The sequence below is a fragment of the Catenuloplanes niger genome (assembly GCF_031458255.1).
In the GTDB taxonomy this organism is placed as follows: domain Bacteria; phylum Actinomycetota; class Actinomycetes; order Mycobacteriales; family Micromonosporaceae; genus Catenuloplanes; species Catenuloplanes niger.
On record NZ_JAVDYC010000001.1, the window covers coordinates 3,573,046 to 3,598,309 of the forward strand.

At 72.0% G+C, this 25,264-nt stretch carries 29 protein-coding genes and 1 riboswitch; of the genes, 1 reads left to right on the top strand and 28 read right to left on the bottom strand.

Annotation, left to right across the window (positions count from 1 at the left end; translation table 11 throughout):
- Positions 1-17 precede the first annotated feature (17 nt).
- The 9 genes from thiC to J2S44_RS15530 form a co-directional block, all read right to left on the bottom strand.
- The gene (gene thiC / locus J2S44_RS15490; protein ID WP_310413930.1) at positions 18-1,607 is read right to left on the bottom strand and encodes a phosphomethylpyrimidine synthase ThiC; all 1,590 of its coding nucleotides are present in this window, start codon (positions 1,605-1,607) and stop codon (positions 18-20) included.
- Positions 1,608-1,630: 23 nt separating this feature from the next.
- Positions 1,631-2,416, bottom strand: a complete 786-nt coding sequence (gene thiD / locus J2S44_RS15495; protein WP_310413933.1) for a bifunctional hydroxymethylpyrimidine kinase/phosphomethylpyrimidine kinase — start codon at positions 2,414-2,416, stop codon at positions 1,631-1,633.
- Positions 2,413-2,976, bottom strand: a complete 564-nt coding sequence (locus tag J2S44_RS15500; protein ID WP_310413936.1) for a thiamine phosphate synthase — start codon at positions 2,974-2,976, stop codon at positions 2,413-2,415. The genes thiD and J2S44_RS15500 overlap by 4 nt, the downstream gene beginning before the upstream one ends.
- Positions 2,973-3,740 carry a thiazole synthase gene (locus J2S44_RS15505; protein ID WP_310413939.1) on the bottom strand — a complete coding sequence of 256 codons (768 nt, stop codon included), beginning with the start codon at positions 3,738-3,740 and terminating at the stop codon, positions 2,973-2,975. Before J2S44_RS15505 ends, J2S44_RS15500 begins: the two co-directional genes overlap by 4 nt.
- Positions 3,741-3,745: 5 nt before the next feature.
- A complete protein-coding gene (gene thiS / locus J2S44_RS15510) occupies positions 3,746-3,940 on the bottom strand; it encodes a sulfur carrier protein ThiS (protein ID WP_310413942.1) in 195 nt (64 codons plus the stop codon).
- Positions 3,931-5,160 (bottom strand): glycine oxidase ThiO, encoded by a 1,230-nt coding sequence (gene thiO, locus J2S44_RS15515; RefSeq protein WP_310413945.1) that lies wholly within the window; start codon positions 5,158-5,160, stop codon positions 3,931-3,933. The genes thiS and thiO overlap by 10 nt, the downstream gene beginning before the upstream one ends.
- The gene (locus tag J2S44_RS15520; protein WP_374727850.1) at positions 5,157-5,894 is read right to left on the bottom strand and encodes a thiamine phosphate synthase; all 738 of its coding nucleotides are present in this window, start codon (positions 5,892-5,894) and stop codon (positions 5,157-5,159) included. Before J2S44_RS15520 ends, thiO begins: the two co-directional genes overlap by 4 nt.
- A riboswitch (TPP riboswitch) is annotated at positions 5,890-6,002 on the bottom strand. (Overlaps the previous gene by 5 nt.)
- 130 nt (positions 6,003-6,132) lie before the next feature.
- Entirely contained in the window at positions 6,133-7,785 is a 1,653-nt protein-coding gene (locus J2S44_RS15525; protein WP_310413948.1) for an ABC-F family ATP-binding cassette domain-containing protein, read from the bottom strand.
- 240 nt (positions 7,786-8,025) lie between these two features.
- Positions 8,026-8,634, bottom strand: coding sequence for a class I SAM-dependent methyltransferase (locus J2S44_RS15530; RefSeq protein WP_310429691.1), 609 nt, complete (start codon positions 8,632-8,634; stop codon positions 8,026-8,028).
- 2,656 nt (positions 8,635-11,290) lie between these two features.
- On the opposite strand from J2S44_RS15530, the gene J2S44_RS15535 reads away from it, so the two are divergent.
- Positions 11,291-13,324: a hypothetical protein gene (locus tag J2S44_RS15535; protein WP_310413951.1), complete on the top strand. Its 2,034-nt coding sequence runs from the start codon at positions 11,291-11,293 to the stop codon at positions 13,322-13,324.
- Here J2S44_RS15535 and truA read toward each other — a convergent pair.
- The 19 genes from truA to J2S44_RS15630 form a co-directional block, all read right to left on the bottom strand.
- Complete coding sequence (gene truA / locus J2S44_RS15540; protein WP_310413953.1) at positions 13,314-14,129, bottom strand: tRNA pseudouridine(38-40) synthase TruA; 816 nt, start codon at positions 14,127-14,129, stop codon at positions 13,314-13,316. The genes J2S44_RS15535 and truA overlap by 11 nt on opposite strands.
- Before the next feature lie 69 nt (positions 14,130-14,198).
- Positions 14,199-14,774: a 50S ribosomal protein L17 gene (gene rplQ / locus J2S44_RS15545; RefSeq protein WP_310413956.1), complete on the bottom strand. Its 576-nt coding sequence runs from the start codon at positions 14,772-14,774 to the stop codon at positions 14,199-14,201.
- 49 nt (positions 14,775-14,823) lie between these two features.
- Complete coding sequence (locus tag J2S44_RS15550) at positions 14,824-15,846, bottom strand: DNA-directed RNA polymerase subunit alpha (protein WP_307241024.1); 1,023 nt, start codon at positions 15,844-15,846, stop codon at positions 14,824-14,826.
- Between the two features lie 91 nt (positions 15,847-15,937).
- Positions 15,938-16,564 carry a 30S ribosomal protein S4 gene (gene rpsD, locus J2S44_RS15555; protein WP_310413959.1) on the bottom strand — a complete coding sequence of 209 codons (627 nt, stop codon included), beginning with the start codon at positions 16,562-16,564 and terminating at the stop codon, positions 15,938-15,940.
- Positions 16,565-16,580: 16 nt separating this feature from the next.
- On the bottom strand, positions 16,581-16,988 hold the full coding sequence (gene rpsK, locus J2S44_RS15560; protein WP_033342844.1) for a 30S ribosomal protein S11: 408 nt from the start codon (positions 16,986-16,988) through the stop codon (positions 16,581-16,583).
- 39 nt (positions 16,989-17,027) lie between these two features.
- Positions 17,028-17,408: a 30S ribosomal protein S13 gene (gene rpsM / locus J2S44_RS15565; RefSeq protein WP_306837834.1), complete on the bottom strand. Its 381-nt coding sequence runs from the start codon at positions 17,406-17,408 to the stop codon at positions 17,028-17,030.
- A gap of 176 nt (positions 17,409-17,584) precedes the next feature.
- Positions 17,585-17,698 carry a 50S ribosomal protein L36 gene (rpmJ, locus tag J2S44_RS15570; protein ID WP_085066825.1) on the bottom strand — a complete coding sequence of 38 codons (114 nt, stop codon included), beginning with the start codon at positions 17,696-17,698 and terminating at the stop codon, positions 17,585-17,587.
- A gap of 109 nt (positions 17,699-17,807) precedes the next feature.
- Entirely contained in the window at positions 17,808-18,029 is a 222-nt protein-coding gene (gene infA / locus J2S44_RS15575; protein WP_007073013.1) for a translation initiation factor IF-1, read from the bottom strand.
- A 255-nt stretch (positions 18,030-18,284) separates the two neighbouring features.
- Entirely contained in the window at positions 18,285-18,848 is a 564-nt protein-coding gene (locus tag J2S44_RS15580; RefSeq protein ID WP_310413962.1) for a DUF1707 SHOCT-like domain-containing protein, read from the bottom strand.
- Positions 18,849-19,084: 236 nt separating this feature from the next.
- Positions 19,085-19,927: a type I methionyl aminopeptidase gene (gene map, locus J2S44_RS15585; RefSeq protein WP_310413964.1), complete on the bottom strand. Its 843-nt coding sequence runs from the start codon at positions 19,925-19,927 to the stop codon at positions 19,085-19,087.
- Positions 19,928-20,043: 116 nt separating this feature from the next.
- On the bottom strand, positions 20,044-20,697 hold the full coding sequence (locus tag J2S44_RS15590; RefSeq protein ID WP_307241033.1) for an adenylate kinase: 654 nt from the start codon (positions 20,695-20,697) through the stop codon (positions 20,044-20,046).
- 37 nt (positions 20,698-20,734) lie between these two features.
- Positions 20,735-22,066 carry a preprotein translocase subunit SecY gene (gene secY / locus J2S44_RS15595; protein ID WP_310413967.1) on the bottom strand — a complete coding sequence of 444 codons (1,332 nt, stop codon included), beginning with the start codon at positions 22,064-22,066 and terminating at the stop codon, positions 20,735-20,737.
- Between the two features lie 284 nt (positions 22,067-22,350).
- Complete coding sequence (rplO, locus tag J2S44_RS15600; protein WP_310413970.1) at positions 22,351-22,794, bottom strand: 50S ribosomal protein L15; 444 nt, start codon at positions 22,792-22,794, stop codon at positions 22,351-22,353.
- On the bottom strand, positions 22,794-22,976 hold the full coding sequence (gene rpmD / locus J2S44_RS15605) for a 50S ribosomal protein L30 (protein ID WP_306837771.1): 183 nt from the start codon (positions 22,974-22,976) through the stop codon (positions 22,794-22,796). Before rpmD ends, rplO begins: the two co-directional genes overlap by 1 nt.
- A gap of 1 nt (position 22,977) precedes the next feature.
- A complete protein-coding gene (rpsE, locus tag J2S44_RS15610; RefSeq protein ID WP_307241039.1) occupies positions 22,978-23,601 on the bottom strand; it encodes a 30S ribosomal protein S5 in 624 nt (207 codons plus the stop codon).
- A 12-nt stretch (positions 23,602-23,613) separates the two neighbouring features.
- Positions 23,614-24,009 (bottom strand): 50S ribosomal protein L18, encoded by a 396-nt coding sequence (gene rplR, locus J2S44_RS15615; protein WP_310413973.1) that lies wholly within the window; start codon positions 24,007-24,009, stop codon positions 23,614-23,616.
- Positions 24,006-24,548 carry a 50S ribosomal protein L6 gene (gene rplF, locus J2S44_RS15620; protein ID WP_310413976.1) on the bottom strand — a complete coding sequence of 181 codons (543 nt, stop codon included), beginning with the start codon at positions 24,546-24,548 and terminating at the stop codon, positions 24,006-24,008. Before rplF ends, rplR begins: the two co-directional genes overlap by 4 nt.
- 12 nt (positions 24,549-24,560) lie before the next feature.
- Positions 24,561-24,968, bottom strand: coding sequence for a 30S ribosomal protein S8 (rpsH, locus tag J2S44_RS15625; protein ID WP_307241044.1), 408 nt, complete (start codon positions 24,966-24,968; stop codon positions 24,561-24,563).
- 103 nt (positions 24,969-25,071) lie between these two features.
- The gene (locus J2S44_RS15630) at positions 25,072-25,257 is read right to left on the bottom strand and encodes a type Z 30S ribosomal protein S14 (RefSeq protein ID WP_033342853.1); all 186 of its coding nucleotides are present in this window, start codon (positions 25,255-25,257) and stop codon (positions 25,072-25,074) included.
- Between the last annotated feature and the right edge of the window lie 7 nt (positions 25,258-25,264).

Consider the following 25,264-nt stretch of genomic DNA (forward strand, 5'->3'; position numbering starts at 1 on the left):
CCCCTCAGCACGCGCGGTCAGGACGTCAGCGGCAGGTAGACCCGGCCACCCGAGGCCACGAACTCCTCGCTCTTCTCGTGCATGCCGCGCTCCGCGTACCCCTTGAGTTCTTGGCTGATCTTCATGCTGCAGAACTTGGGGCCGCACATCGAGCAGAAGTGCGCGGTCTTCGCGGGTGCGGCGGGGAGTGTCGCGTCGTGGTACGACCGGGCCGTCTCCGGGTCGAGCGACAGGTTGAACTGGTCCTCCCAGCGGAACTCGAACCGGGCCTTGGAGAGCGCGTCGTCCCAGGCCTGCGCGCCGGGGTGCCCCTTGGCCAGGTCCGCCGCGTGCGCCGCGATCTTGTACGCGATCACGCCCGCCTTCACGTCGTCCCGGTCCGGCAGCCCGAGGTGTTCCTTGGGCGTGACGTAGCAGAGCATCGCCGTGCCGAACATGCCGATCATCGCGGCGCCGATCGCGGACGTGATGTGGTCGTACGCCGGCGCGATGTCCGTGGTCAGCGGCCCGAGCGTGTAGAACGGCGCCTCGTGGCACAGTTCCTGCTGCAGGTCCACGTTCTCCTTGATCTTGTGCATCGGCACGTGACCGGGTCCCTCGATCATGACCTGGACGTCGTACTCCCAGGCGATCCGGGTGAGTTCGCCGAGCGTGCGCAGCTCCGCGAACTGGGCCTCGTCGTTCGCGTCCGCGATCGACCCGGGCCGCAGGCCGTCGCCGAGCGAGAACGTCACGTCATAGCGCGCCAGGATCGCGCAGAGCTCCGCGAAGTGCGTGTAGAGGAAGTTCTCCTCGTGGTGCGCCAGGCACCAGGCCGCCATGATCGACCCGCCGCGCGACACGATGCCGGTGACCCGGTTGACCGCGAGCGGCACGTAGGCGAGCCGCACCCCGGCGTGCACGGTCATGTAGTCCACGCCCTGCTCGGCCTGCTCGATGACGGTGTCCCGGAAGACCTCCCAGGTCAGCTTGACCGGGTCGCCGCCGACCTTCTCCAGCGCCTGGTAGAGCGGGACCGTACCGATCGGCACCGGCGAGTTCCGGACGATCGCCTCGCGGGTCTCGTGGATGCGCTTGCCGGTGGACAGGTCCATGACCGTGTCCGCGCCCCAGCGCGTCGCCCAGCTCATCTTCTCCACCTCCTCGGCGATCGAGGAGCTGACCGCGGACGTGCCGATGTTCGCGTTGACCTTCACCAGGAACGCCTTCCCGATGATCATGGGCTCGATCTCCGGGTGGTTGACGTTGGCCGGCAGCACGGCGCGACCGGCCGCGATCTCGTCCCGGACCAGTTCCGGCGCGACGCCTTCGCGGATCGCCACGAACTCCATCTCCGGCGTGACGATGCCGGCCCGGGCGTACGCGAGCTGGGTCGGCCGCTCACCCGCGAGCGGCGTGCCGGGGCCGCGCACCGGGGCCACGTCGCCGCGCTCGGCGATCCACGGACCGCGCAGCGGCGGCAGCCCGACGGCGGGGTCGCTGCCCGGCCCGGACGTGTCGTAGAGCCGCACCGGTTCGCTGCCGTCGGTCAGGTCGACCTCGGCGACCGGCACCCGGATGTCCGGCCTCGAACCGTCCACATAGGACTTACGACGGACAGAAGTCACCACACACCTCCGTGAGACGGGATCTAGAAAGAGAAGTGGTCCAGCGGTCCTCGGCCGCCGCCCACCTTCCACAGCCGTGCCCCGGCCAGGCCCGCGGCCACGTACCGCTTCGCCCGGTCCAGCGCGGTGAACAGGTCGTCGCCGTGCGCGAGCCGGGCCGCGACCGCGGCGGAGAACGTGCAGCCGGTGCCGTGGTCGTTGTCGGTCGGCACCCACGGCGAGCGCAGCACGCGGATCTCGTCACCGGTCCAGAGCACGTCGACCGCGTCGCCGTCCTCCGCACCGCCGGTCACCACCACGCACCGCGCGCCGCTGCCGGCGATCGCGCGCGCGGCCGCGGCCATCTCCGCGACCGTGTCCACCGGCGTCCGGGTCAACGCGGACGCCTCGTCCCGGTTCGGCGTGACCAGCAGCGCGTACGGCAGCACCGGCTCGACCACCGCGAGCGCGCCGAGCCGGTGACCGGACGTCGCGTAGAGCACCGGGTCCAGCACCAGGTTGGGCAGCAGGCCGTCGCGGGCCCGCGCGGCCACCTCGGCCGCCACGTCCGCGCCGCCCAGCATTCCGATCTTGACGGCCGCGACCGGCATGTCGTCCAGCACCGCGTCGATCTGCGCGCCGACCACCGCGGCCGGCAGCGGATGCACGTCCACGACCCCGCGCGTGTTCTGCGCCGTGATCGCGGTGATCGCCGACGTGCCGTAGACACGCTGCGCCGCGAACGCCTTCAGATCCGCCTGGATGCCGGCGCCCGCCCCCGAGTCGGAGCCCGCGACGGTCAGCGCCACCGGCGGCGTACCCGCGCTCATGCCGTCACCAGCTCGGCGACCAGGGCCGCGGGGTCGGGTGCGCGCATCACGGCACCCATCACGGCCACGCCGGCCGCGCCCGCCGACACACACGCCCGCGCGGCCGCGCCGGTCTCGATCCCACCGAGGGCGAAAACCGTCGCCACGGTACGGCCGAGCAGCGCGCGCAGTCCGGACAGGCCCAGCTCCCGGTCGTACCCCGGCTTGGATCTGGTCCGGAAGACCGGTGAGATCGTGACGTAGTCCTCGGTGGTCAGCCGCGCCAACTCGGCCTCGTTGTGGCACGAGCGCCCGACCAGCGGCAGCGACGGCGCCACCGGGTCGGCCGCGCTGAGGTGCACCGCGTCGCCGCCGAGCGGGTCCGGCCCGGCCACGATCAGCCGTCCGCCGGCCGGCGCCAGGATCGCCCGCAACTCGTCCGCCAACCCCCGTCGGGTAGCGGCGGGCAGGTCCTTCTCGCGGAGCAGCACGCAGCGTGCGCCGCCGTCGACCGCCGCCCTGATGGTTGCGGTGAGACCGTGCGACGCCTGTGCCCGGTCCGTCACCACGATGACGTTCACAGGTCCGGCCGCCCCTCGTCCGGGGTGGACGCGAGCGCGTGGAAGCGGCGCGGGATGCGGCCCGCGTGCGCGGCGAGGAAACCGGCCTCGACCGCCAGGCGCATCGCGGTCGCCATCCGCTCCGGGTCCTCCGCGCGGGTCACGGCCGTGGCCAGCAGCACCGCGTCGCAGCCGAGCTCCATCGCGAGCGCCGCGTCCGACGCGGTGCCGACGCCGGCGTCCAGGATCACCGGCACGTCCACGGCCTGGCGCAGCAGCCGCAGGTGGTGCGGGTTGCCGATGCCCAGGCCGGAGCCGATCGGCGAGCCGGCCGGCATCACGGCCGCGCAGCCCGCGTCCGCGAGGCGACGGGCCAGGATCGGGTCGTCGTTCGTGTACGGCAGGACCGTGAACCCGTCCGCGACCAGGCGTTCCGCGGCCGGCACCAGCTCGACGCCGTCCGGCAGCAGCGTGCGCTCGTCACCGATCACCTCCAGCTTGATCCACGCGGTGTCGAAGGCTTCGCGGGCCAGGTGCGCCAGCTTCACCGCCTCCGCCGCGGTCCGGCAGCCGGCCGTGTTCGGCAGCAGCCGCACGCCGGTCCGGGCCACCACGTCCAGCAGCCCGTCCGATGATTTCTGCGCATTTATCCGGCGTAACGCGACCGTCACCATCTCGGTGCCGGACGCCTTGATCGCCCGTTCCAGCACGTCCAGATTGGCCGCGCCACCGGTACCCAGGATCAGCCGCGAGCCGAACCGCTCGCCGCCCACCACGAAGTCCATCGTCCTCACCCGCCCTGCGCCGCGCTCAGCACCTCGATGCGGTCCCCGTCGGACAGCGGCGTCTCCGCCCACCGCCCGCGCGGCACCACCTCACCGTTGACCGCGACCGCCACGCCCCGATGCGCGCCGGTCAGTTCCGCCACCGCGTCCGCGACCGTGCCCGCCAGGTCACGCTCGTCACCGTTCACCGTCACGCGCACGCCGTCCTCCGTTCCGTGAATCGCGCCGCCGCGAACGCCTCGGGCGGCGCCGTGCCGTCCAGCAGCAGCGCCGTGATCAGGTCCGCGGTGACCGGGGTCAGCAGGATCCCGTGCCGGTAGTGACCGGCCGCCACCACGACCTCCCGGCTCCCCGCCGTCCAATGCCCCAGGATCGGCCGGTTGTCCGGCGAGCCCGGCCGCGCGCCGGACTGCGCCTCGACCAGTGCGTACTCCTCGATCTCCGGGATCAGGTCGGTCGCCGCGCGCAGCAGGTGCAGCACCGCGCCCGCGGTCACGTCGTCGTCCGCCCGCTCGTGCGCGGTCGCGCCGACCACCACCTCGCCGTCACGCCGCGGCACCAGGTAGACCTCGCGGCCGTCCGCGTACCCCCTGATCACGTGCGTGAAGCCGGGCTCCCGGTGCGGTGCGCGCAGCCGCAGCACCTCGCCACGCACCGGCCGCACCGGCAGGCCGGTCAGCGCCGCCGTGCCGCATCCGGCCGCGACCACCACCCGGTCCGCGTACACCTCGGACACGTCCGCGACCCGCCGGCGGACGAACCGCACGCCGGCCCGGGCGGCCGCGATCCGCAGCGCCACGGTCAGCCGGCGCGGATCGACCTGGTGATCCCCGGAGATCAGCGCGCCGCCGCGTACCCGGGGGCTCAGCACCGGCTCGTGCGCGCGCATCGCCGACGGCGTCAGCGGATCAACGGCAAGACCCAGATCGCGCTGGTACGTGATGAGCCTGGTCGCGACCGCCAGATCGTCCGCGGTCAGCGCCACCGCCAGCGTGCCCTCGGCCCGGTACCCGACGTCGGTCCCGGCCGCCGCCTCCAGCTCCGCGGCGAAGGCCGGCCAGCGCGCGGCCGAGTCCACCAGCAGCCCGGTCAGCTCGGCCTCACCGAAGTAGGCCTCCCCGATCGGCGCCAGCATCCCGGCCGCCACCTCCCAGGCCCCGTTCACCCCGCCGACCGCCGCTCGTCCGTCGATGTCGGCCGCCGTGCCACCGGCCGTGGCCGTCGCGTGGTCACCGGCGGTCCCGGGCGTGACGTGGCCGGCCCGGTCCGGCGTGACCGGGGTCGGCGTCGTCGGCGTGGCGTCGTCGTAGACCGCGACGTCGTGGCCGCGCCGGGCGCAGGACCAGGCGATCGACAGCCCGATCGGCCCGCCGCCCACGATGCCGATCTCGGCCCGGCCGGCCCGCCGCTGCCCGCTCATCGCACACCGTCCCGCGCCGGCTCGCCGTCGGCCCGGTGCCCCCGCTCGTCCCCGATTCGGTGCTCCCGCTTCGTGGCGCCGGCGAGTTCCCGCAGCAGCTCCGTCACCGCACGCCCGGGGTCGGCCGCGCCGCTGACCGCGCCCACCACGGCCACGCCGTGTGCGCCGGCCGCGAGGACCTCCGTCACCCGGGCCGCGGTGACGCCCGCGATCGCGACCACCGGCACCAGCACCGCGCCGGTGACCGCCGCCAGGCCGGCCGGCCCGAGCGGTGCGGGCAGCCCGTCCTTCGTGGTCGTCGCGTAGCAGGGCCCGACGCCCAGGTAGGACGCTCCGTCCGCGACCGCGGTCCGCGCGACGCCGGCGGTCCGCGCGGTGGCACCGAGGATCGCGCCCGGCCCGAGCACCCGGCGCGCCGCCGCGACCGGAAGGTCCAGCGCACCCACGTGCCCGCCGTCCGCGGCCACCGCGAGCGCCACGTGCAGCCGGTCGTTGATCAGGCAGGTCGCGCCGGCCGCCGCGCACAGCTCACGGACCCGGACGGCCAGGTGGTAGGCGTCCAGATCGGTGGCGTCGTCCTCGACCCGCACCTGCACGACGAGCGGCCCGGTGACGGCCCGGACGTCGGCACCGGCCGCCGCGTGCGCCGCCAGCGCGGCCCGCACACAGCCGATCGGGTCGCGCCCGAGCCGGGTGTCGGTGATGAGATGCAGTCGTCCTAGGGTTGCGTCCACATCGTCCACATCCTCCCTGCGCCGGCATGATCCGGATCAGGTTCGACGGTCGGGGGCTGCGGCAGCCCCCCTCTCAGCCCGGTGCACCGGACTCCCGTGGGGTTGTTGTGTTCGTCGCCGACCATACGCCGACGATTACGCAGACGTAAAGCCCCGTGACACAGCGCTCATCACCCTTGCCTCACCGCGCGCGCTGGTTCATGATCACGCGCGCGGACGTCTCCGTGCGAGTGTCCGATCAGGCCACGTCCCAGACCGGCTCCGGCGTCTCGACGACCTCGCCGTCCCCCTGGAACAGGATGAACCGGTCGAAGGACCGGGTGAACCAGCGGTCGTGCGTGACGGCCAGGACCGTACCGTCGAAGGCCATCAGGCCCTCCTCCAGCGCCTCGGCTGAGGCCAGGTCGAGGTTGTCGGTCGGCTCGTCGAGCAGCAGCAGCGTGGCCCCGGACAGCTCCAGCAGCAGCACCAGGAAGCGTGCCTGCTGGCCGCCGGAGAGCGTGCCGAAGACCTGGTCGCCCTGCGCGGCCAGCTCGTACCGGTTCAGCACCCGCATCGCGCCGTGCCGGTCCATTCCGGAGCGGTGCTCGTCACCGCGCCAGAGGATCTCGACCAGCGTACGGTCGCGCAGCTCCGGACGGTCGTGCGTCTGCGAGAAGTGACCGGGGCGCACGCGCGCGCCGAGCCGGGCCACACCCTCGTGTGCGACCGGCTCCAGGACCACGCCGGAGATCGGCTTGGCGTCCGGCTCCGGGTCGGTGCCGCCGCGCGCGAGCAACCGCAGGAAGTGCGACTTGCCGGTGCCGTTCGCACCGAGCACGGCGACCCGGTCGCCGTACCAGACCTCCAGGTCGAACGGGTACGTCAGCCCCTCCATCTCCAGCTGCTCGCACACGATCGCGCGCTTACCGGTGCGCCCGCCGCCGAGCCGCATCGCGATCTCCTGGTCCTTCGGCGGCAGCGGCGGCGCCCCGGCCTCCTCGAACTTGCGCAACCGGGTCTGCGCCGCCTGGTAACGCGACGCCAGCCCGTCGTTGAACGCAGCCTTGTTCTTCAGCGTGAGGACCAGTTCGCGCAGCTTGACGTGCTCCTCGTCCCAACGCCGGCGCGCCTCCTCCATCCGCTCGTGCCGGGCGCCGCGCGCGGCGTGCCAGCTGGCGAACCCGCCCGGGTGCGTCCACGCGCCACCGCCCTCGACCGCCACCACCCGGTCCGCGGTCTGGGCGAGCAGTTCGCGGTCGTGCGACACGTAGAGCACGGACTTGCCGGACTCCCGCAGCCGCGCCTCCAGCCAACGCTTGCCGGGCACGTCCAGGAAGTTGTCCGGCTCGTCCAGCAGCAGCACCTCGTCGGTGCCGCGGAGCAGCAGCTCCAGCGCGAACCGCTTCTGCTGGCCGCCGGAGAGCGTGGCCACCGGCCGGTCCCGGACACGGTCCCAGGGCAGCTTGAGCGCGGCGACGCTGGCGGTGTCGAACGTGACCTCCGCGTCGTACCCACCGGCCTCACCCCACGCGGCGAGCGCCGTCGCGTACCCCATCTGGGTCTTCTCGCTCTCCGCCCGGTGCATCGCGGCCTCGGCCGCGGCCAGGCGCGCGCCGGCGTCCCGCAGCGCGGGCGGGGAGAGCGAGAGCGCGAGGGAGCCGAGCGTGGTCTCGTCCGCGATCATGCCGATGAACTGCCGCATCACGCCCAGGCCACCGACCCGCGCGATGCTGCCCTGCCGCACGGCCAGATCGCCGGCGATCATGCGCAGCAGGGTCGTCTTACCGGCGCCGTTCGGCCCGACCAACGCGATCTTGGCACCCTCGCCGACGCGGAACGAGACATCCTCGAACAGCACCCGCCCGTCCGCCAGCGTATGTCCGACTCCGGCCACGTCCACATATCCCACGGCCGGATGATGGCCGATCCGACACCCTGTCGACCAGCGTTTTTCGCATCCGGGGCTGTCGGGTCCCCTACCGGGCCCGCCCCCTTGCCGCCCTCCCGGCTGCCGATCTCCCGGATCGGCCCCGGCTGCCGGGCTCCTGGTCAGCCCCGGCTACCGAGCTCCTGGTCAGCCCCGGCTACCGAGCTCCTGGTCAGCCCCGGCTACCGAGCTCCTGGTCAGCCCCGGCTACCGAGCTCCTGGTCAGCCCCGGCTGACGCGCAACACCCGGTACCCCTTCTGGCTGGCGTGCCGCTCGACGGTCCAGCCGCGGTCGACCAGCCACTGGTGCAGCGAGTCGCCGCCGAGGTGCCGCGCGATGACCAGCCAGGCGACGCCGTCCGGCGCGAGTCGCGGCAGCCAGCGATCGAGCAGGTCGTGCAGCTCCGCCTTGCCGATCCGGATCGGCGGGTTGCTCCAGATCTGATCGAAGACCAGGTCAGCGGGTACGTCGTCCGGAGCGCTCACGGTGACGCGGTGCGCGGCGCCGAGCCGCTCCGCGTTCTCCGCCGTCAGCTCGCGGGCGCGCGCGTTGACGTCCACCGCGTGGACGGTCGCGCCCGGCGCCTCGGTCGCCAGCACGGCCGTGATCGGGCCGAAGCCGCACCCGAGATCGAGGAAGGATCCCTTAGCTCCCGGTTCCGGGAGGTTTGCCTTTTTGAGCAGAACCGCCGTTCCGGGGTCGAGGCGCGCCGCCGAGAAGACGCCACGCGCCGCGACGAGCACGTAGTCCCGCCCCTGGACGGTGAACGAGACGTCATGCCGTCCCGCGGGGGCAGCCGGTTCGGCGCTGAAGTAGTGCTCGGCGGTCACGCCCCGCATTCTTCCTCCCCGTTGCCGGCGCTCGGAACCGGGGTTCCGACGCCCGGAAAAAGCAAAATGTCTAATCTGTCGACTCGCGCGCTATGTGGATAGAGGCGAACCGGCCGGGATGTCCATTACCCTGTGCGACATGGCGTACGGGCAGCACGGCGGAGCGGACGACGGTCGCCCAGCCGCAGAACACGAACCCCGCTCACGCCGCGCCGCCACCCCGCCCAGCGGCGGCTGGCCGGCCCTCGACGTCCCCGGCCCCGACGTCAAACTCTGGGACACCGACCGCGCCGGCCCACCCCGCCGCACCCGCGGCGACCTCCCCGCCTCCGGCGGCCGCACGAATTCCTCCGACGGCCACGCGAACTCCCCCGGTGGCCGCACGGACTCCTCCGGCAGTGGCGGTCGCGTGGACTCCCTTGGCGGTCACGCGGACTCCAATGCCTCCGGCGGGCGCCGTCGCGCTCCGGAGGCTCCGGCCGGCCGTCGACACGCCGCGCCGGTCACGCCAGGTCCGGGCACCGCGACCGCCGGCCGCGCCGGGTCGGGCCCGGCGGCTCCCGCGAATCCGGCCGGCGGTGGCCGGGCCGCGGCGGGGATGGCACCTCCGGCAGGTCCGGCGGCGTCCGCCCCTCTCAATCCGGCAGGTCCGGCTATCGGACGCCCAGCGGCGGCCTCCTCGGGCAACTTTGCGATTCCCGCCCCCGGACGCCCGCCGGCGCCCGTCTCGGGGAACCGCGCGATTCCCCCCGCCGGACGCCCGGCGGCGGCCGGCGCGGGCAACCCCGCGATTGCCGCCACCGGACGCCCAGCGGCGCCCGGTTCGGTCAGCCCCACGCCTCCCGCTGCCACCGGACGCCGAGCGGCCACCGACCCGGTCAACGCCACGCCTCCCACCGCCGGACGCCGACTGGCGACCGAGCCGGCCAGTTCCGCGGCCTCCGCCGGCGGGCGCCGGGCAGCAGCGGATCCACCGGCCGCGAACCCGGCCGGTGGCGGACGGGCCGCAACGGGCATGACCGCGCCCACGGGTGCCACCGGTGGGCGCCGTGCCGCGTCGGACGCGTTCACCACTCCTGGAGCCGTCACCACGCCTGGAGCCGTCACCGGCCCGGCCGTCGTCACGGGCCCGGCAGCCACCGGGCGCCGGGCGGCGCCGGATCTGCAGGCCGCACGACGTTCCGCGGCGGAAGGTCCCGGCCCTGCCGTTCCGGGCGGGCCGGGGACCGCGTTCGGCGGCCCCCGCACCACCGCGGAGGACGCGGCCGCCCTGATCCGCCGCACTACCGGAGAGACCCCGGCCGCGCGGCGCGCAGCCCCGGAGGAGCCCGCTTCCGCCGGACGCCGTGCGGCCCCGGATGAGCCGCTTTCCACTGGACGCCGCACAGTCCCGGACGAGCCCATTCCCGCCGGGCGCCGCACAGCCCCGGACGAGCCCATTCCCGCCGGGCGCCGCACAGGCGCGACCGAGCCCGCTTCCGCCGGGCGCCGCGCAATCCCGGACGAGGCGCTTCCCGCCGGACGCCGCGCAGCCCCGGACGAGCCCGTTTCGGCCGAACCCCGAGCCCGGGCCGAGGATCCCGCAGCGCCGGGTCGGCGTGGCGCCGATGAGCCTCCCGACCCGCCGCGCCGCGCCGCGGCGGGCGACGCCCCCGCCGGACGCCGCGCCGCGCCGGAGGGCACAGCCTGGTCCGCGCCCCCGGCCGGGCACCGCGCGGTGCCCGAGCCCGCCGGATACCCGGCACCGCGGGGCCGCCGCGCGGCGCCGGAACCTGAGCCTCCGGCCGTCGGTGCCGGACACGCCGTCGAGAACGAGCCGGCCGGCCGGCGCCACGCCGCACCCGGTGAGCACGGTGCACGGCGACGCGCCGACGGGGAGAGTTCCGGCGGCTTCCGGGTCCCGGCCGATTCGGCGGAGGCGCAGGCCGCCGGTGGGCGCCGGCGCGCGGCCGAGGGTGCGGAGAGCACGGGTTCCTGGCGTCTTCCCGCCGAGCCGGATCCGCGGCTGGCGCCGGAGCCGGACGGCACCGCTCCCGAGGCGAGCGGCGGACACCGCCGGGCAGCCGAGGAACCCAGCGGCAGTGGGACGGAACGCTCCGGCGGACATCGACTCGACCCCGCCGCGGTCGCCACACCCGCGGTCATCCCGCCCGACCAGCCGACGGGCCACCGCGCCCGGCTCGATCCCGCCGCACCCGACCGGCCGACCGGCCACCGCGCCCGACTCGACACCGCCGCGACCGCCGCACCTGGCCAGCCGACCGGCGACCGCACGCGGCTCGATCCCACCGCAACCGCCGTCGCACCCGATCAGCCGACCGGCCACCGGACACGGCTCGACCCGTCCGCGACGGCTACACCAGACCAGCCGACCGGGCGCCGTGCACGGCCTGAGTCGGCCGCGGCCGCCGCACCGCATCAGCCGGCCGCGCGGGACGCGCGTGGACCGAGTGCGAGTGGCTCCCACGCCCTCCCCGAGGCAGCGCCGGGCCGCCAGGTGGTGCCGGGCCGCCGGACCGCTCCCGAACCCGGGAGCGCGCCCGAGAGCGGCTATCAGCGCCCGGCCCCGAACGATGATCGCGACACCACCGACACCGGTAGCCTCCGACGCCGCCGCGCCGCCGAGGAACACGCGGCATCGCACGACGACCGCGCCATGACCGACACCGGCAGCCTCCGACGGCGGCGCGCGGCCGAGGGATACCCGGTGCCGGGCGGCGAGCCGGATCCGGCCGGGCCACCGTCCATGTGGTCGACGCCGCCGGCGCGCGCCGGGTCGGCGCAGGCGCCGCGGGACCGGTTCTCCGCGGAGAAGGAGCCACGCGACGGCGACCCGGACGGCGACGTGCCGGCCGGCCGCGGCCGGGGCCCGTGGAACAGCCCGCCCGAGCCCGGCCACACCGGATCGCTGGGCGACCGGAACGCACCTGGCACCGTGCGGCCCCGGGGCAGTGCGACGCCGCCGGGAGCGGAGCTGCGCGGTGCGCCGCCGCACGACGATCCCCGGCGCGGCCGGGCCGGGATCCCGGCGCAGGTCCCGCACGAGCCCACCGCCCCCGCGAGCGCCCGGGCCGCAGTGCCCCCGCCGCACGCCGACGCACACACCATCGGGCCACGGGCGCCGCACACCGGCGTCGGCGGCGCCGCCCGGCCGGTGCTTCCGGCCGGCCAGGACGTGGCTCAGGGCGCGGCCCGCCCGCAGCGCGTCCCGGCGGACCGCCTGCCTCCGGGCACGGGACCGTCCGGCGGCAATCCCACGCTCTCCGGCTCGGCCGCGGTGCCGGTTCCCGGCGCCGTCCCGCCCACCGGCAACGCCTCCGCCCCCGTCTCCGGTGGCGCGGCCGTCCCGCCCGCGCGCGGCGGCGCGTCAGTACCCGGCCGCGCCCAGCTTCCCGGCCGCACCCAGCTTCCCGGCCGAGCCCAACCCGGCCAAGCCGAGCCCCCCGGCCACGTCCACCCCGCCGGCCAAGCCCAGCCGGTCGCCCAGGCGCCACCACTCGGCCAAGCCCGGGTGTCCGGCCACGCCCAGCCACCCGCCCCGGCCCAGCCACCCGCCCCGGCCCAGCCGTCCGGCCGGGCCCAGTTGCCCGGCCGGGCTCCCACCACCGGTGGCCGGGACCCCGCACCGGTCCCGCACCCCGGCGGATCGGCCGCCGTCGGCCCGCGCCAGGGTGGCCGCTTCGACGGGCCGCCGGTCCCGCACCCGGAGGCCTCCGGCCCGCACTACCGCCACGACACGTCCAGGGCGATCCGGCTGAGCTCGGACAGCTCCGGCATCTACCGTCCGGGCCGGGACGCGGACGGTGCCGGCACCGACCGGCCGGGCGAGGATCCCCCCGAGTCCGGCGGCCACCGTCCGGAAACGGCGTCCGACGTCTCCGGGACCTCGCTCGCCACCCGCCCGCCGAGCACGGTCGCGCGGATCACGCCGGACCCGGCCGTACCGGCGCAGCCGGAGGACGGCCCGGCGCCCGCGGCCGAGCCGCGCAAGCCCTGGCAGATGCTGGTCGGCGCGCTGACCGTACTGGTGCTGGTGGCCGTGTGCGGGCTCAGTTCGTTCTTCATCCTGGCGGACGAGCAGAGCGGCCGGGACGCGCGGGCGGCCGGCGGCAACGCGCAGGCGACCGCGGAGGCGCGCGACATCAGTTCGCGCGGCGTGGACGGCGAACCGCTGACCACGAACGAGGTCTTCCCCGCGGGCACGATCGCGATCACCCCGCAGGAGCCGCCGTACACGGTGCTGAAGACCGAGCAGCTCGACGACTGCGGCAAGGCCGCGGCCGGTGAGATCCCGCAGCTCCTCAAGGATCTGGGCTGCAACCAGGTGGTCCGCGGCACCATGCGCTCGCCCGACTCCGGCTACCTGGTCACCGCCGGCGTGTTCAACCTGGAGGACGAGACCGGCGCGAAGTGGGCGCACGAGCAGATCAAGGGCATGGTCGACGGCCAGAGGGGCCGGTTCGCCGGGATGAACGCGGGTGCGGGCACCGAGGCGGTGGAGCAGTCGTCCGCGCAGGTCGGGTGGAACATCCGCGGTCACTACCTGGCGTACTGCGTGATCGCCCGCGCGGACGGCGAGAAGATCATCGACGGCGACCCGAAGGCCCGGCAGATCCTCTACGACATGGTCGAGCTGCACCTGCGCAACGGCGTGCTGGAGAAGCGCGCCACCCAGCCGATCAAGAACTGAGCGTACGGATCCGTCGGGTCGCCTCGGCGCGCGCGGCGAACTCGTCCGCGTCCGGGTAGCCGACCGCGACCAGCGTCAGTCCGTGCGCCGGCGCGACCGTGACCTCGCTGGACCGCGCGGTGAGCCGCAGCAGCGAGGCCGGCCACTCCGGCGGGCGGCGCCCGTCACCGACGTGCAGCATCGCGCCGACCAGGCTGCGCACCATGGCCTGGCAGAACGCGTCCGCCTGCACGGTAGCGACCAGCACGCCGTCGAGGTCGCGGCCCCACTCCAGGCGGTTGATCGCCCGTACCGTGGTGGCGTGTTCCTTGCGGCGGCAGAACGCGGCGAAGTCGTGCTCGCCGACCAGCCCGGCCGCGGCCGCGTTGAGCAGCGCGGGGTCGAGCGTGCGCGGCCAGGCCAGCGTGTCGTGGCGGCGCAGCGGCTCGGCGCCGTGCACCGCGTCCGTGACCCGGTAGCGGTAGCGCCGGAACGTGGCCGAGAACCGCGCGTCGAACGTCTCCGGCACCTCGGTGGCCGCGTGCACCCGCACGTCGCCGGGGAGCAGCGCCGCGAGCCGCCGCAGCAGCGTGGGTGCGGTCCCGGTCCAGGCCTCCGCGGGCAGGTCGATGTGGCACACCTGGCCGGTCGCGTGCACGCCCGCGTCGGTTCGCCCGGCCACCACCATGCCGAAGGCCGTGTCGGAGCCGAAGAGCCGGCCCAGGGCCTCCAGGAGCACCCCCGCGACGGTACGGCGGGTGGGCTGCACCGCCCAGCCGGAGAAGTCGGTGCCGTCGTAGGCGACGTCCAGGCGTACCCGTGGCATGAGAAGCTCCTGATCCAAAAGCACGGCCCGGTCTCCAGGAAGGAGACCGGGCCGTGCGGAAAGACGGACTTACTTGTCGTCGCCCTCGGCCTGCGTGCCGGGGCCGTCCGCGTCCTTGTCACCGGAGGCGGAGACCGGCGCGTCGGCGTCCTGGTCGGCGTCGGTGTCCGCGGAGTCCGACGAGGTCGTGGCCGGAGCCTCGTCCTCGCGGGCCAGCGCCTCCACCTTGTCCTGCTGGCGAGCGGCCTTCTTGGCGGCCTTGGTCGGGCCGGTGACGGCCGCGACCTCGAGCGCCTCGACCAGCTCGATGATCGCCATCGGAGCGGCGTCGCCGCGGCGCGGCCCGGTCTTCACGATCCGGGTGTAGCCGCCGGGACGGTTCTCGAACCGCGGGGCGATCTTGTCGAACAGCTCGAACACCACGTCCTTGTCGCGGACGACGGTGAGCACCCGCCGACGCGAGTGCAGGTCGCCCCGCTTGGCCTTGGTGATCAGCTGCTCGGCCAGCGGACGGACCCGCCGGGCCTTGGCTTCCGTGGTCTTGATCTTCCCGTGCCGGAACAGCTCGGTGGCCAGGTTGGCCAGGATGAGCCGCTCGTGCGCGGGTCCGCCGCCGAGGCGGGCTCCCTTGGTGGGCGTGGGCATTTCGGTGCTCCTGAATACGCTTCAGCCGGAGACAACCCGGCGGGGAAAATTACAGCTGCTCGGTCTCGCGGTAGTCGTCGCTGTCGTAGTCGACCTCGCCGAACGAGTCCACGACGTTGGTCGGGTCGAAGGAGGGCGCGGAGTCCTTCAGGCCCAGGCCCATGCCGGCCAGCTTCATCTTGACCTCGTCGATGCTCTTCTGCCCGAAATTCCTTATATCGAGGAGATCAGCTTCCGTGCGCCCGATGAGTTCGCCCACGGTGTTGATGCCCTCGCGCTTGAGGCAGTTGTAGGACCGGACCGTGAGGTCCAGCTCCTCGATCGGCAGCGCCAGGTCGGCGGCCAGCTGCGCGTCCTGCGGAGACGGCCCGATGTCGATGCCCTCGGCGGTCTCGTCCAGCTCGCGGCAGAGACCGAACAGCTCGACCAGGGTCGAACCGGCGGACGCCAGCGCGGTACGCGGGGAGATGGACGCCTTGGTCTCGACGTCGATGATCAGCCGGTCGAAGTCCGTGCGCTGCTCGACACGGGTGGCCTCGACGCGGTAGGTCACCTTCATCACCGGCGTGTAGATCGAGTCGACGGGAATCCGCCCGATCTCCGCACCGGCCTGCTTGTTCTGCGCGGCGGTGACGTAGCCCCGGCCCCGCTCGACGGTCAGCTCCATGTCGAGCCGGCCCTTGCCGTTCAGCGTGGCCAGCTTCAGGTCGGGGTTGTGCACGGAGACGCCGGCCGGGGGCTGGATGTCCCCCGCGGTGACGTCGCCCGGGCCCGCCTTGCGCAGGTACATGCTGACCGGCTCGTCGTGCTCGGAGCTGACGCACAGCTCCTTCACGTTCATGACGAGCTCGACCACGTCCTCCTTGACGCCCGGGATCGTGGTGAACTCGTGCAGCACGCCGTCGACCTTGATGCTGGTGACCGCCGCACCCGGGATCGAGGAGAGCAGGGTACGACGAAGCGAGTTGCCGAGCGTGTAGCCGAAGCCGGGCTCGAGCGGCTCGATGATGAACTTCGAGCGGGTCTCGCTGATCGGCTCCTCGGAGAGGGCCGGCCGCTGGGTGATAAGCACAGAACTTCTTCTTTCGTTCGGGGCAGCCGCTATTTGCTGCCCAAACTTGACGACCGGCGGCGCCTCCGAGAGGCGCCGCCGGACAACAGCCTTACTTGGAGTAAAGCTCGACGATCAGCTGCTCCTGGACCTGCGTGTCAATGACCTGCCGGCTCGGGAGCGAGTGGACCAGAACCTTGAACTGGCTCGGGATCGACTCCAGCCACGCCGGGATCGTCTTGGAGCCGGCCTGGGCCGCGGCGACGACGAACGGGGTCATCTCGCGAGACTTCTCGCGGACCTCGATGATGTCGTGCTCCTTGATCCGGTACGACGGGATGTCGACCTTCTTGCCGTTCACCAGGAAGTGACCGTGCTTGACCAGCTGCCGCGCCTGGTCGCGCGACGAGGCCCAGCCGGACCGGTAGACGGCGTTGTCGAGACGGGTCTCCAGGATCTGGAGCAGGACCTCACCGGTCTTGCCCTTCTTGGAGACGGCCTCGTCGTAGTAACCGCGGAACTGCTTCTCCAGCACGCCGTACACCCGGCGGGCCTTCTGCTTCTCGCGGTGCTGGAGCAGGTACTCCGACTCCTTGGTCCGACCGCGGCCGTGCTGGCCGGGCGGGAACGGACGGGACTCGAAGGGGCACTTCGGTCCGTCGCACTTGCTGCCCTTGAGGAACAGCTTCATCTTCTCGCGCCGGCAACGGCGGCAGTCGGCACCCGTGTAACGAGCCATCTTCTTCCTCTACCTCTCAGACCCGGCGACGCTTAGGCGGACGGCACCCGTTGTGCGGCTGCGGCGTGACGTCGGAGATCTGACCGACCTCGAGGCCGACGGCCTGCAGCGAACGGATGGCGGTCTCCCGGCCGGAACCGGGGCCCTTGACGAACACGTCGACCTTGCGCATGCCGTGCTCCATGGCGCGACGCGCGGCGGCCTCGGCGGCCATCTGCGCGGCGAACGGAGTCGACTTGCGGGAGCCCTTGAAGCCCACCTGGCCGGCGGAGGCCCAGGAGATGACAGCACCGGTCGGGTCCGTGATGGACACGATGGTGTTGTTGAAGGTGCTCTTGATGTGCGCCTGCCCGTGGGCGACGTTCTTGCGTTCCTTGCGCCGGACCTTCTTGACTGCGGCCCCAGCGCGTGCCTTGGGTGGCATAAGCTCTCTGCGCTCCTATATGGGTGAGATCGGGACTTACTACTTCTTGCCGGGCTTCTTCTTGCCGGCGACGGTGCGCTTCGGACCCTTGCGGGTACGAGCGTTCGTCCGGGTCCGCTGACCGCGGACCGGGAGACCCCGACGGTGCCGGATGCCGGCGTAGCAGCCGATCTCGACCTTGCGGCGAATATCCGCGGCGACCTCGCGGCGCAGGTCGCCCTCTACCTTGAAGTTCCCCTCGATGTAGTCGCGCAGCTGCACGACTTCCTCATCGGTGAGGTCCTTGGCGCGCTTGTTCGGGTCGATGCCGGTGGCGGCCAGCGCCTCGACGGCGCGGGTCCGTCCGACCCCGAAGATGTAGGTGAGCGCGATCTCCATCCGCTTCTCGCGGGGGAGGTCGACGCCGACTAGACGTGCCATGTGCGGGCGTACTCCTCAACTTCTTCTCACGGAGGTCTGCGCCGTCCCCTCCCCCGCACTGGCGCGTGTGCGCCTGCCCGGCGGGGCCCCGGCCTCCGACCGGGGGTGTACCGCGACGTATCGCGGCGGGAACGAACTGTCGTTGTCGGGGGCGCGTCGGACCCCGTTCGCCAGAATCAGCCCTGGCGCTGCTTGTGGCGCGGGTCCTCACAAATGATCATGACCCGGCCGTGCCGGCGGATGACGCGGCACTTGTTGCAGATCTTCTTGACGCTCGGCTTGACCTTCACGGTGCGCCTTTGCTGTTCATCCGTGACACCGGCACGGCACGATCGCCGCCCGGCAGGCACGGGTGACGGACACAGGAAATCCCGCCCCGTCGATCAAATAGCGGTGGGCTTACTTGTACCGATAGACGATGCGCCCACGGGTGAGATCGTATGGAGACAGTTCCACGACGACCCGGTCCTCGGGCAGAATGCGGATGTAGTGCTGCCGCATTTTGCCGCTGATGTGAGCCAGCACCTTGTGACCGTTGGCGAGCTCCACCCTGAACATTGCGTTCGGCAGTGGCTCGATCACTCGGCCTTCGATCTCGATGGCTCCGTCTTTCTTCGGCATGTCCTCCGCTACCTGACAATCGGTTATGGGACGAGCACACAACGCCACTCGCGAAGCAGAGATCACTTCGCGCCAGCCGCGGCTCCGCCGACCCGAGAACGGGCATCCACCGAAGCGCTGGTGGACATGACGGAAGGGACGCTGTGCGCCAATCAACGAGTGTACGCCGCGCGTTACATCGACACCAAACCGAGGTCACGCAACCCGCGGTCGGGTGTGTCGCGAGCCGTCGATAACGGGACGTAACGGGTCAAATCACTCGTCGAAGTCGCCGTCCTGGATCTTCCGGAGGCGCTTGCGGGCCTGTTTCGCCGCCCACCGCTGCGGCTCACCGCTCGCCAGCCCGGCGATCGTCGCGATCACCAGAAAGATTCCCCACGGCCCGGCGACCCAACCCGGCCAGAACGTGCCGACGCCGTCCTCGCCCTGCACCGCCTGCAGGACCCAGATCGCCACCACGATGCCGACGACACCCAGATAGGGCGCCCAGTTCTCGATCAGCCAGCGGCGCGTCGCGTCCAGGTACCGCCCGTCCGCCCCGACCGGCCACTCCGGCACCACGACCGCACCCGGCACCGCCCCGGCCACGGGCACCGCACTCGTCCCCGGCACCGCGAGCCCCTGCCGCTCCGCGGACGCCACGTCGGGCAGGTCGTTCAGCAGGCCGTCCAGCTCGCCGTAGGTCTTCGCCGCATATGCCCGGCCGAGCCGCTCGTCGAACTCGGCCAGATCCAGCCGGCCCTCCCCGAGCGCGACGCGCAGCCGCTCCGCGACCGCCTCGCGATCAGCGTCGGCCGCACGCATCTCCTCGCGCCCCATGCGCACCAGCATGGCACCGCCCGACAACCCAATCAAGATCATCTGTGGGTACGGATGGCACCGTCCCCGGCCTCACCGGGAGGCACCCGGCACCCACCCGGCCAGAACCCCCGGCAGCGACGCCCGACCGCGACCGCGCCCCCGAAACGCGCGTGATCCAGGTGTCCCCGCATGCCGCCGGCGCGACGTGCGGGGACACCTGGATCACGGAAGTTGCGTACGTGCGCGGCGGCCGGTCAGCTCTCGACCGGCTGGCGCGCGGTGACCAGGTCCCCGAGGCGCTCGCGGCCGCCGTCGAGCGCGGTCAGCACCCAGATGCCGTCCTCCAGCAGCGCCATCGAGTGCTCGACGTGCGCCGCCACGGACCGGTCCTTGGTGATCACCGTCCAGCCGTCGGACAGCTCGATCGACTTCGGTGAACCGAGCGTGATCATCGGCTCGATCGCCAGGCACAGCCCGTTCGTCAGCGAGATGCCCCGCCCCGGCCGGCCGTAGTTCAGCACGTGCGGGTCCTGGTGCATCTCCGTGCCGATGCCGTGCCCGCCGTACCCCTCGACGATCCCGTAGCGGCCGCCCGCGCGCACGGCCTGCTCCACCGCGTGCGAGATGTCGGACAGCTTGCCCCGCCCGGACGCCGCACCGCGTGCCGCCGCCGCCAGCCCGGCCCACATCGCGTCCTCCGCGACCGCGGCCATCTTCAGCAGCTCCGGCCGCACCTCACCGACGCCGACCGTGATCGCCGAGTCGCCGTGCCAGCCGTCCAGCACCGCGCCGCAGTCGATCGAGATCAGGTCGCCCTCCTGGAGGACCTGCTTCTCCGACGGGATCGCGTGCACGATCTGCTCGTTCACCGAGGAGCAGATCGAGGCCGGGTAGCCGTGGTAGCCCTTGAACGACGGCACCGCGCCGGCGTCCCGGATGACCGACTCGGCGACCCGGTCCAGGTCCGCGGTGGAGACGCCCGGCGCGACCGCCTTGCGCATCTGCTCCAGGGCCTCCGCCACGACGAGCCCGGCGGCCCGCATCTTGACTATCTGGTCCGTGGTCTTCAGCTGAATCTTCAGCTGCTGGCGGCGCATGCGTACCCTCTGACTCTCGTGCACGTGTCGGCGCCGCTCAGCGACGCCCTGAACGGCCAGAGCCGGCGCAACCGCTGTGCGGCCGGCCGGCTCTCCCCGCTTCGATGGCGGCCGGTTCAGCCGCCGTAGGACCGCAGTGCGTCGATCGCGCGGACCGTGACGTCCTCGACCGGGCCGGTGGCGTCGATGCCGACCAGCTTGCCCTGGGCCCCGTAGTAGTCGACCAGCGGAGCGGTGTCCCGGGCGTAGACCCGGAGCCGCTCCGCGATCGTCTCGGCCTTGTCGTCGTCGCGCTGGAACAGCTCGCCGCCGCAGCGGTCGCAGATGTCCTCCCGCGACGGCGCGTCGAACTCGACGTGCCAGATCTTCCCGCAACCCCGGCAGGTGCGCCGGCCGGACAGGCGCCGGATCACCTCGTCGTCGTCGACGACGAGCTCCAGCACGATGTCCAGCGCGGTGCCGAGGTCGGCCAGCAGCTTGTCCAGCGCGTTCGCCTGGGGCGTGGTGCGCGGGAAGCCGTCCAGCAGGAAGCCGTCCGCGGAGTCCGGCTCGGCCAGCCGCTCCCGGACCATGTTGATCGTGACCTCGTCCGGGACCAGCTGACCCGCGTCCATGTAGCGCTTGGCCTCGACACCGAGCGGCGTCCCCTGGGCCACGTTCGCCCGGAAGATGTCACCGGTCGAGATCTTCGGCACGGCCAGGTGGGCGGCGATGAACTCGGCCTGGGTCCCTTTGCCCGCCCCCGGGGGACCAACCAGTACGAGTCTCACCTATGCGCCCCCCTGGCTCGCTCGCTCCGCCCGCCCACTAGCGCAGGAACCCTTCGTAGTTCCGCTGCATGAGCTGGCTCTCGATCTGCTTCACCGTCTCCAAGCCCACACCAACCATGATGAGCACCGCGGTGCCACCGAACGGGAAGTTCTGGAACTGGTTGTTGTCGAGCCAGATGAAGAAGAAGTTGGGCAGGATGGAGATCACACCAAGGTACAGCGAACCGGGCAGCGTGATGCGACTAAGGATGAAGTCAAGATAGTCCGCCGTCGGCTTCCCCGGGCGGATACCCGGGACGAACCCGCCGTACTTCTTCATGTTCTCCGCGACCTCGGTCGGGTTGAACGTGATGGAGACGTAGAAGTACGTGAAGAAGATGATCAGGAGGAAGTAGATCACGATGTGGATCCACGACGCCGGATCGACGATGTTGTTCTGCACCCAGGACTGCACCGGGCCCGGGTCGTTCTGGTCGAAGAACTGCAGGATCAGCTGCGGCAGGTAGAGCAGCGAGGACGCGAAGATCACCGGGATGACACCGGCCTGGTTGACCTTCAGCGGGATGTACGTCGAGGTGCCGCCGTACATCTTCCGGCCGATCATGCGCTTCGCGTACTGCACCGGGATGCGGCGCTGTGCCTGCTCGATGAAGACGACCAGCGTGATGACCAGCAGGACCATCACGAGAACCGCGATGAACCAGCCCCAGCCGCGGGACTCCTTGATCGCCCAGCCCTCGCTGGGGAGGCGCGCCGCGATCGAGGTGAAGATCAGAACCGACATGCCGTTGCCGACGCCGCGGTCGGTGATCAGCTCGCCGAGCCACATCACCACACCGGTGCCGGCGGTCATCGTGATGACCAGCGCCACCAGGGTGATCCACATCGGCAGCCCGGTGTTCTCCGGGACGATGGGGAACTGGTCGCACTGGTTGCTGAACAGCTGACCGGACCGCGCCAGGGCCACGAAGGCCGAGGACTGCAGGACCGCGAGGCCGAGCGTCAGGTACCGCGTGTACTGGGTGATCTTCGCCTGGCCGGACTGGCCCTCCTTGCGGAGCTGTTCGAGGCGCGGGATCACCACCGTCAGGAGCTGCAGGATGATCGACGCGGTGATGTAGGGCATGATGCCCAGCGCGAAGACCGAGAGAGACAACAGCGCGCCGCCGGAGAAGAGGTTCAGCAGCGAGAAGACCCCGCTGGTGGCCCCGCTCTCCATGACGTCGATGCACTTCTGCACGTTGCTGAACGAGACGCCAGGGCTGGGGAGTGTCGCTCCGAGCCGGTAGACCGCGATGATGGCGACTGTAAACAGCAGCTTTTTGCGCAGGTCAGGCGTGCGGAACGCACTGAGAAAGGCGGAGAGCAACTTCTTCCTCCTGCGCGAGGTAGCCGCCACGATGGCGGTCGGAGCGGGTCCCGGTTGCGACACCCGCGTATCCATGGGCTGGAAACGGACTCTAACAGTCGGCGACGTGTCCGGTCAGCGTGGCCGGGCACATACACCGGCCCCGATATTAACGGCACGGCGTAGTCGGTTCGACACCGCGCCTCCCCTTTTAACGGTGCGATGCCTCACCAGACACTACGACGAGGGTGCTGATCCGCCCACCATCGGCAGGCGAATTCAGCACCCTCGTACGCATGTCGTGCTTACAGCTCGGTCGCCGAGCCGCCGGCCGCCGCGATCTTCTCCTTGGCCGACGCGCTGAACGCATCCGCCTTGACCTGGATCGCAACGCCGTTCAGGTCGCCCGTGCCGAGCACCTTGACCGCGTGACCGCGGCGAACCGCGCCCGCCGCGACCAGCTCGTCCGGGCCGACCTCGCCGCCGTTCGGGAACAGCTCGGCGAGGCGGTCCAGGTTCACGACCTGGAAGACGACCTTGTTCTTGTTCTTGAAGCCCTTCATCTTCGGCAGGCGCATGTGGATGGGCATCTGGCCACCCTCGAACGCCGCCGAGATGTTCTTGCGGGCCTTGGAACCCTTGGTACCGCGACCGGCGGTCTTGCCCTTGGAGCCCTCACCGCGACCCACGCGGGTCTTGGCCTTCTTGGCTCCGGGTGCCGGCCGAAGGTCATGAATCCGGATGGTCATTAGTCGACCTCCTCCACCCTCACGAGGTGGTTCACCGCGAAGATCATGCCGCGAATCTCCGGCCGATCCTCCTTGACCACCACATCGTTGATCCGCTTCAGGCCGAGCGAACGCAGCGACTCACGCTGGTTGTGCTTGGCGCCGATCGTGGACCGCAGCTGCGTCACCTTCAGGCGAGCCATCTCAGACCCCCGCCCCTGCACGCGCCGCGAGCATGGCGGCCGGAGCGACGTCCTCGACCGGCAGGCCACGACGGGCCGCGACAGCCTCGGGCGACTCGAGCTTCTTGAGAGCCGCCACCGTGGCGTGCACGATGTTGATCGGGTTGGACGAGCCCAGCGACTTCGACAGGATGTCGTGGATGCCCGCGCACTCCAGCACGGCACGCACCGGGCCACCGGCGATGACGCCGGTACCGGCGGAGGCCGGCTTCAGGAGCACGACACCGGCGGCGTCCTCACCCTGCACCGGGTGCGGGATGGACGCGGCGATGCGCGGCACCTTGAAGAAGTGCTTCTTGGCCTCCTCGACACCCTTGGCGATCGCCGCGGGCACCTCCTTGGCCTTGCCGTAGCCGACACCGACGGTTCCGTCGCCGTCGCCCACGATCACGAGCGCGGTGAAGCTGAAGCGACGACCGCCCTTGACGACCTTCGCGACACGGTTGATCGCGACGACCCGCTCGAGGTGCGGGGTCTTCTCGGCCGGAGCGTTACCCCGGCCACCGTCGCGGCCGCGGCCCTCGCGACGGCCGCCGCCACCTTCAGAACCGCCGGACCCGCCGCCTCGGCGCTGTTGACCTGGCATTGGTCTTCCTTCCTAGAACTCGAGTCCGGCTTCGCGGGCGGCCGACGCCAGGGCGGCGATGCGCCCCGCGTACCGGTTACCGCCGCGGTCGAAGACGACCTTGCTGACGCCAGCGGCCTTGGCCCGCTCGGCGAGGAGCGCGCCGACCTTGCCGGCCAGGGCGCTCTTGTCGCCCTCGCCGCCACGGATGGTGGCGTCCATCGTCGAGGCCGACGCCAGGGTGTGACCCTTGGTGTCGTCCACGACCTGGGCCGTGATGTGCCGCAGGGACCGGGTGACGACCAGGCGAGGACGCTCCTCCGTGCCACGCACGACGGTGCGCAGCCGGAAGTGACGACGCGCGCGGCCGACGGCCCGCTTCGCGGCGATCCCGCCGCCGTTGCGGCGCTTGAGCAGCGTGGCGCTCACTTCTTGCCTGCCTTTCCAGCCTTGCGGCGGATGACCTCGCCCTGGTACTTCACACCCTTGCCCTTGTAGGGCTCCGGCGGACGGATCTTGCGGATGTTCGCGGAGACCTCGCCCACCAGCTGCTTGTCGATGCCGGCCACGTGGAACAGGGTCGGGCGCTCGACGGTGAACGTGATGCCGGCCGGGGGCTGGATCACGACAGGGTGCGAGAAGCCGAGGGCGAACTCGAGGTCGTTGCCCTTGGCGGTGACGCGGTAACCGGTGCCGTTGATCTCCAGCGACTTCCGGTAACCCTCGGTCACGCCGACGATCATGTTGGCGACGAGCGTCCGGCTGAGGCCGTGCAGCTCCTTCGCCTTGCGCTCGTCGTTGGGGCGGCTGACCTGAATGGTGCCGTCCTCAGCGCGCTCAGCGGTGATCGGCTCCGCCAGGGTGTGCGACAGCTCGCCCTTGGGGCCCTTCACCGTGACAACGGCGCCGTCGATCTTGACATCGACATTGGCCGGCACGGTAATCGACTTACGTCCGATTCGCGACATTAGAGCTCTTCCTCACCAGACGTAGGCGAGGACTTCCCCGCCCACCCCTCGCTTGCGGGCCTGCCGGTCGGTGAGCAGCCCCTGGGACGTCGAGATGATCGCCACGCCGAGACCGCCGAGCACGCGCGGCAGCTCCGGGGACTTGGCGTACACCCGCAGGCCGGGCTTGGACACCCGACGGATGCCGGCGAGGCTGCGCTCGCGGCTCGAGCCGTACTTCAGCTCGACCACCAGCTTCTTGCCGACGACGTCCTCTTCCGGGTCCTCGACCGACCAGCTGGCGATGTAACCCTCGGCCTTGAGGACCTCGGCGATGTTCGCCTTGATCTTCGAGTAGGGCATCGCCACCCGGTCGTGATACGCCTGGTTGGCGTTACGCAGACGCGTGAGCATGTCTGCGATCGGGTCAGTCATGGTCATTGGTTTGTCAGCCTTTCTCGCCGGGGTTCCCAGGCGATGTGCCGGGGCCTACGGCGAAGAGGTGCCACTGTCTTGTCTGTGAAAATCGCAGCGTGGCGGATGGTTACCAGGAAGCCTTCGACACACCGGGCAGCTCGCCGCGGTGGGCCATCTCCCGGATGCAGACGCGGCACAGTCCGAACTTGCGGTAGACGGCCTTCGGCCGGCCGCACCGCTGGCAACGGGTGTACGCGCGCACCGCGAACTTCGGCTTCGCGGCCGCCTTCAGGATCAGCGCCTTCTTGGCCATGTCTCGC

Coding starts and splice junctions, on each gene's coding strand:
- thiD (WP_310413933.1), bottom strand. CDS start 2,416: ATGAGCGCGGGTACGCCGCCGGTGGCGCTGACCGTCGCGGGCTCCGAC.
- rpsD (WP_310413959.1), bottom strand. CDS start 16,564: ATGGCTCGTTACACGGGTGCCGACTGCCGCCGTTGCCGGCGCGAGAAG.
- rplO (WP_310413970.1), bottom strand. CDS start 22,794: ATGACCATCCGGATTCATGACCTTCGGCCGGCACCCGGAGCCAAGAAG.
- rpsM (WP_306837834.1), bottom strand. CDS start 17,408: ATGGCACGTCTAGTCGGCGTCGACCTCCCCCGCGAGAAGCGGATGGAG.
- rpsE (WP_307241039.1), bottom strand. CDS start 23,601: ATGCCAGGTCAACAGCGCCGAGGCGGCGGGTCCGGCGGTTCTGAAGGT.
- rpsK (WP_033342844.1), bottom strand. CDS start 16,988: ATGCCACCCAAGGCACGCGCTGGGGCCGCAGTCAAGAAGGTCCGGCGC.
- J2S44_RS15630 (WP_033342853.1), bottom strand. CDS start 25,257: ATGGCCAAGAAGGCGCTGATCCTGAAGGCGGCCGCGAAGCCGAAGTTC.
- thiO (WP_310413945.1), bottom strand. CDS start 5,160: ATGAGCGGGCAGCGGCGGGCCGGCCGGGCCGAGATCGGCATCGTGGGC.
- truA (WP_310413953.1), bottom strand. CDS start 14,129: ATGCCACGGGTACGCCTGGACGTCGCCTACGACGGCACCGACTTCTCC.
- rplQ (WP_310413956.1), bottom strand. CDS start 14,774: ATGCCCACGCCCACCAAGGGAGCCCGCCTCGGCGGCGGACCCGCGCAC.
- J2S44_RS15535 (WP_310413951.1), top strand. CDS start 11,291: ATGACCGACACCGGCAGCCTCCGACGGCGGCGCGCGGCCGAGGGATAC.
- infA (WP_007073013.1), bottom strand. CDS start 18,029: ATGCCGAAGAAAGACGGAGCCATCGAGATCGAAGGCCGAGTGATCGAG.
- rplF (WP_310413976.1), bottom strand. CDS start 24,548: ATGTCGCGAATCGGACGTAAGTCGATTACCGTGCCGGCCAATGTCGAT.
- rpmD (WP_306837771.1), bottom strand. CDS start 22,976: ATGGCTCGCCTGAAGGTGACGCAGCTGCGGTCCACGATCGGCGCCAAG.
- map (WP_310413964.1), bottom strand. CDS start 19,927: ATGCGCCGCCAGCAGCTGAAGATTCAGCTGAAGACCACGGACCAGATA.
- rpsH (WP_307241044.1), bottom strand. CDS start 24,968: ATGACCATGACTGACCCGATCGCAGACATGCTCACGCGTCTGCGTAAC.
- J2S44_RS15505 (WP_310413939.1), bottom strand. CDS start 3,740: ATGGACTTCGTGGTGGGCGGCGAGCGGTTCGGCTCGCGGCTGATCCTG.
- J2S44_RS15580 (WP_310413962.1), bottom strand. CDS start 18,848: ATGGGGCGCGAGGAGATGCGTGCGGCCGACGCTGATCGCGAGGCGGTC.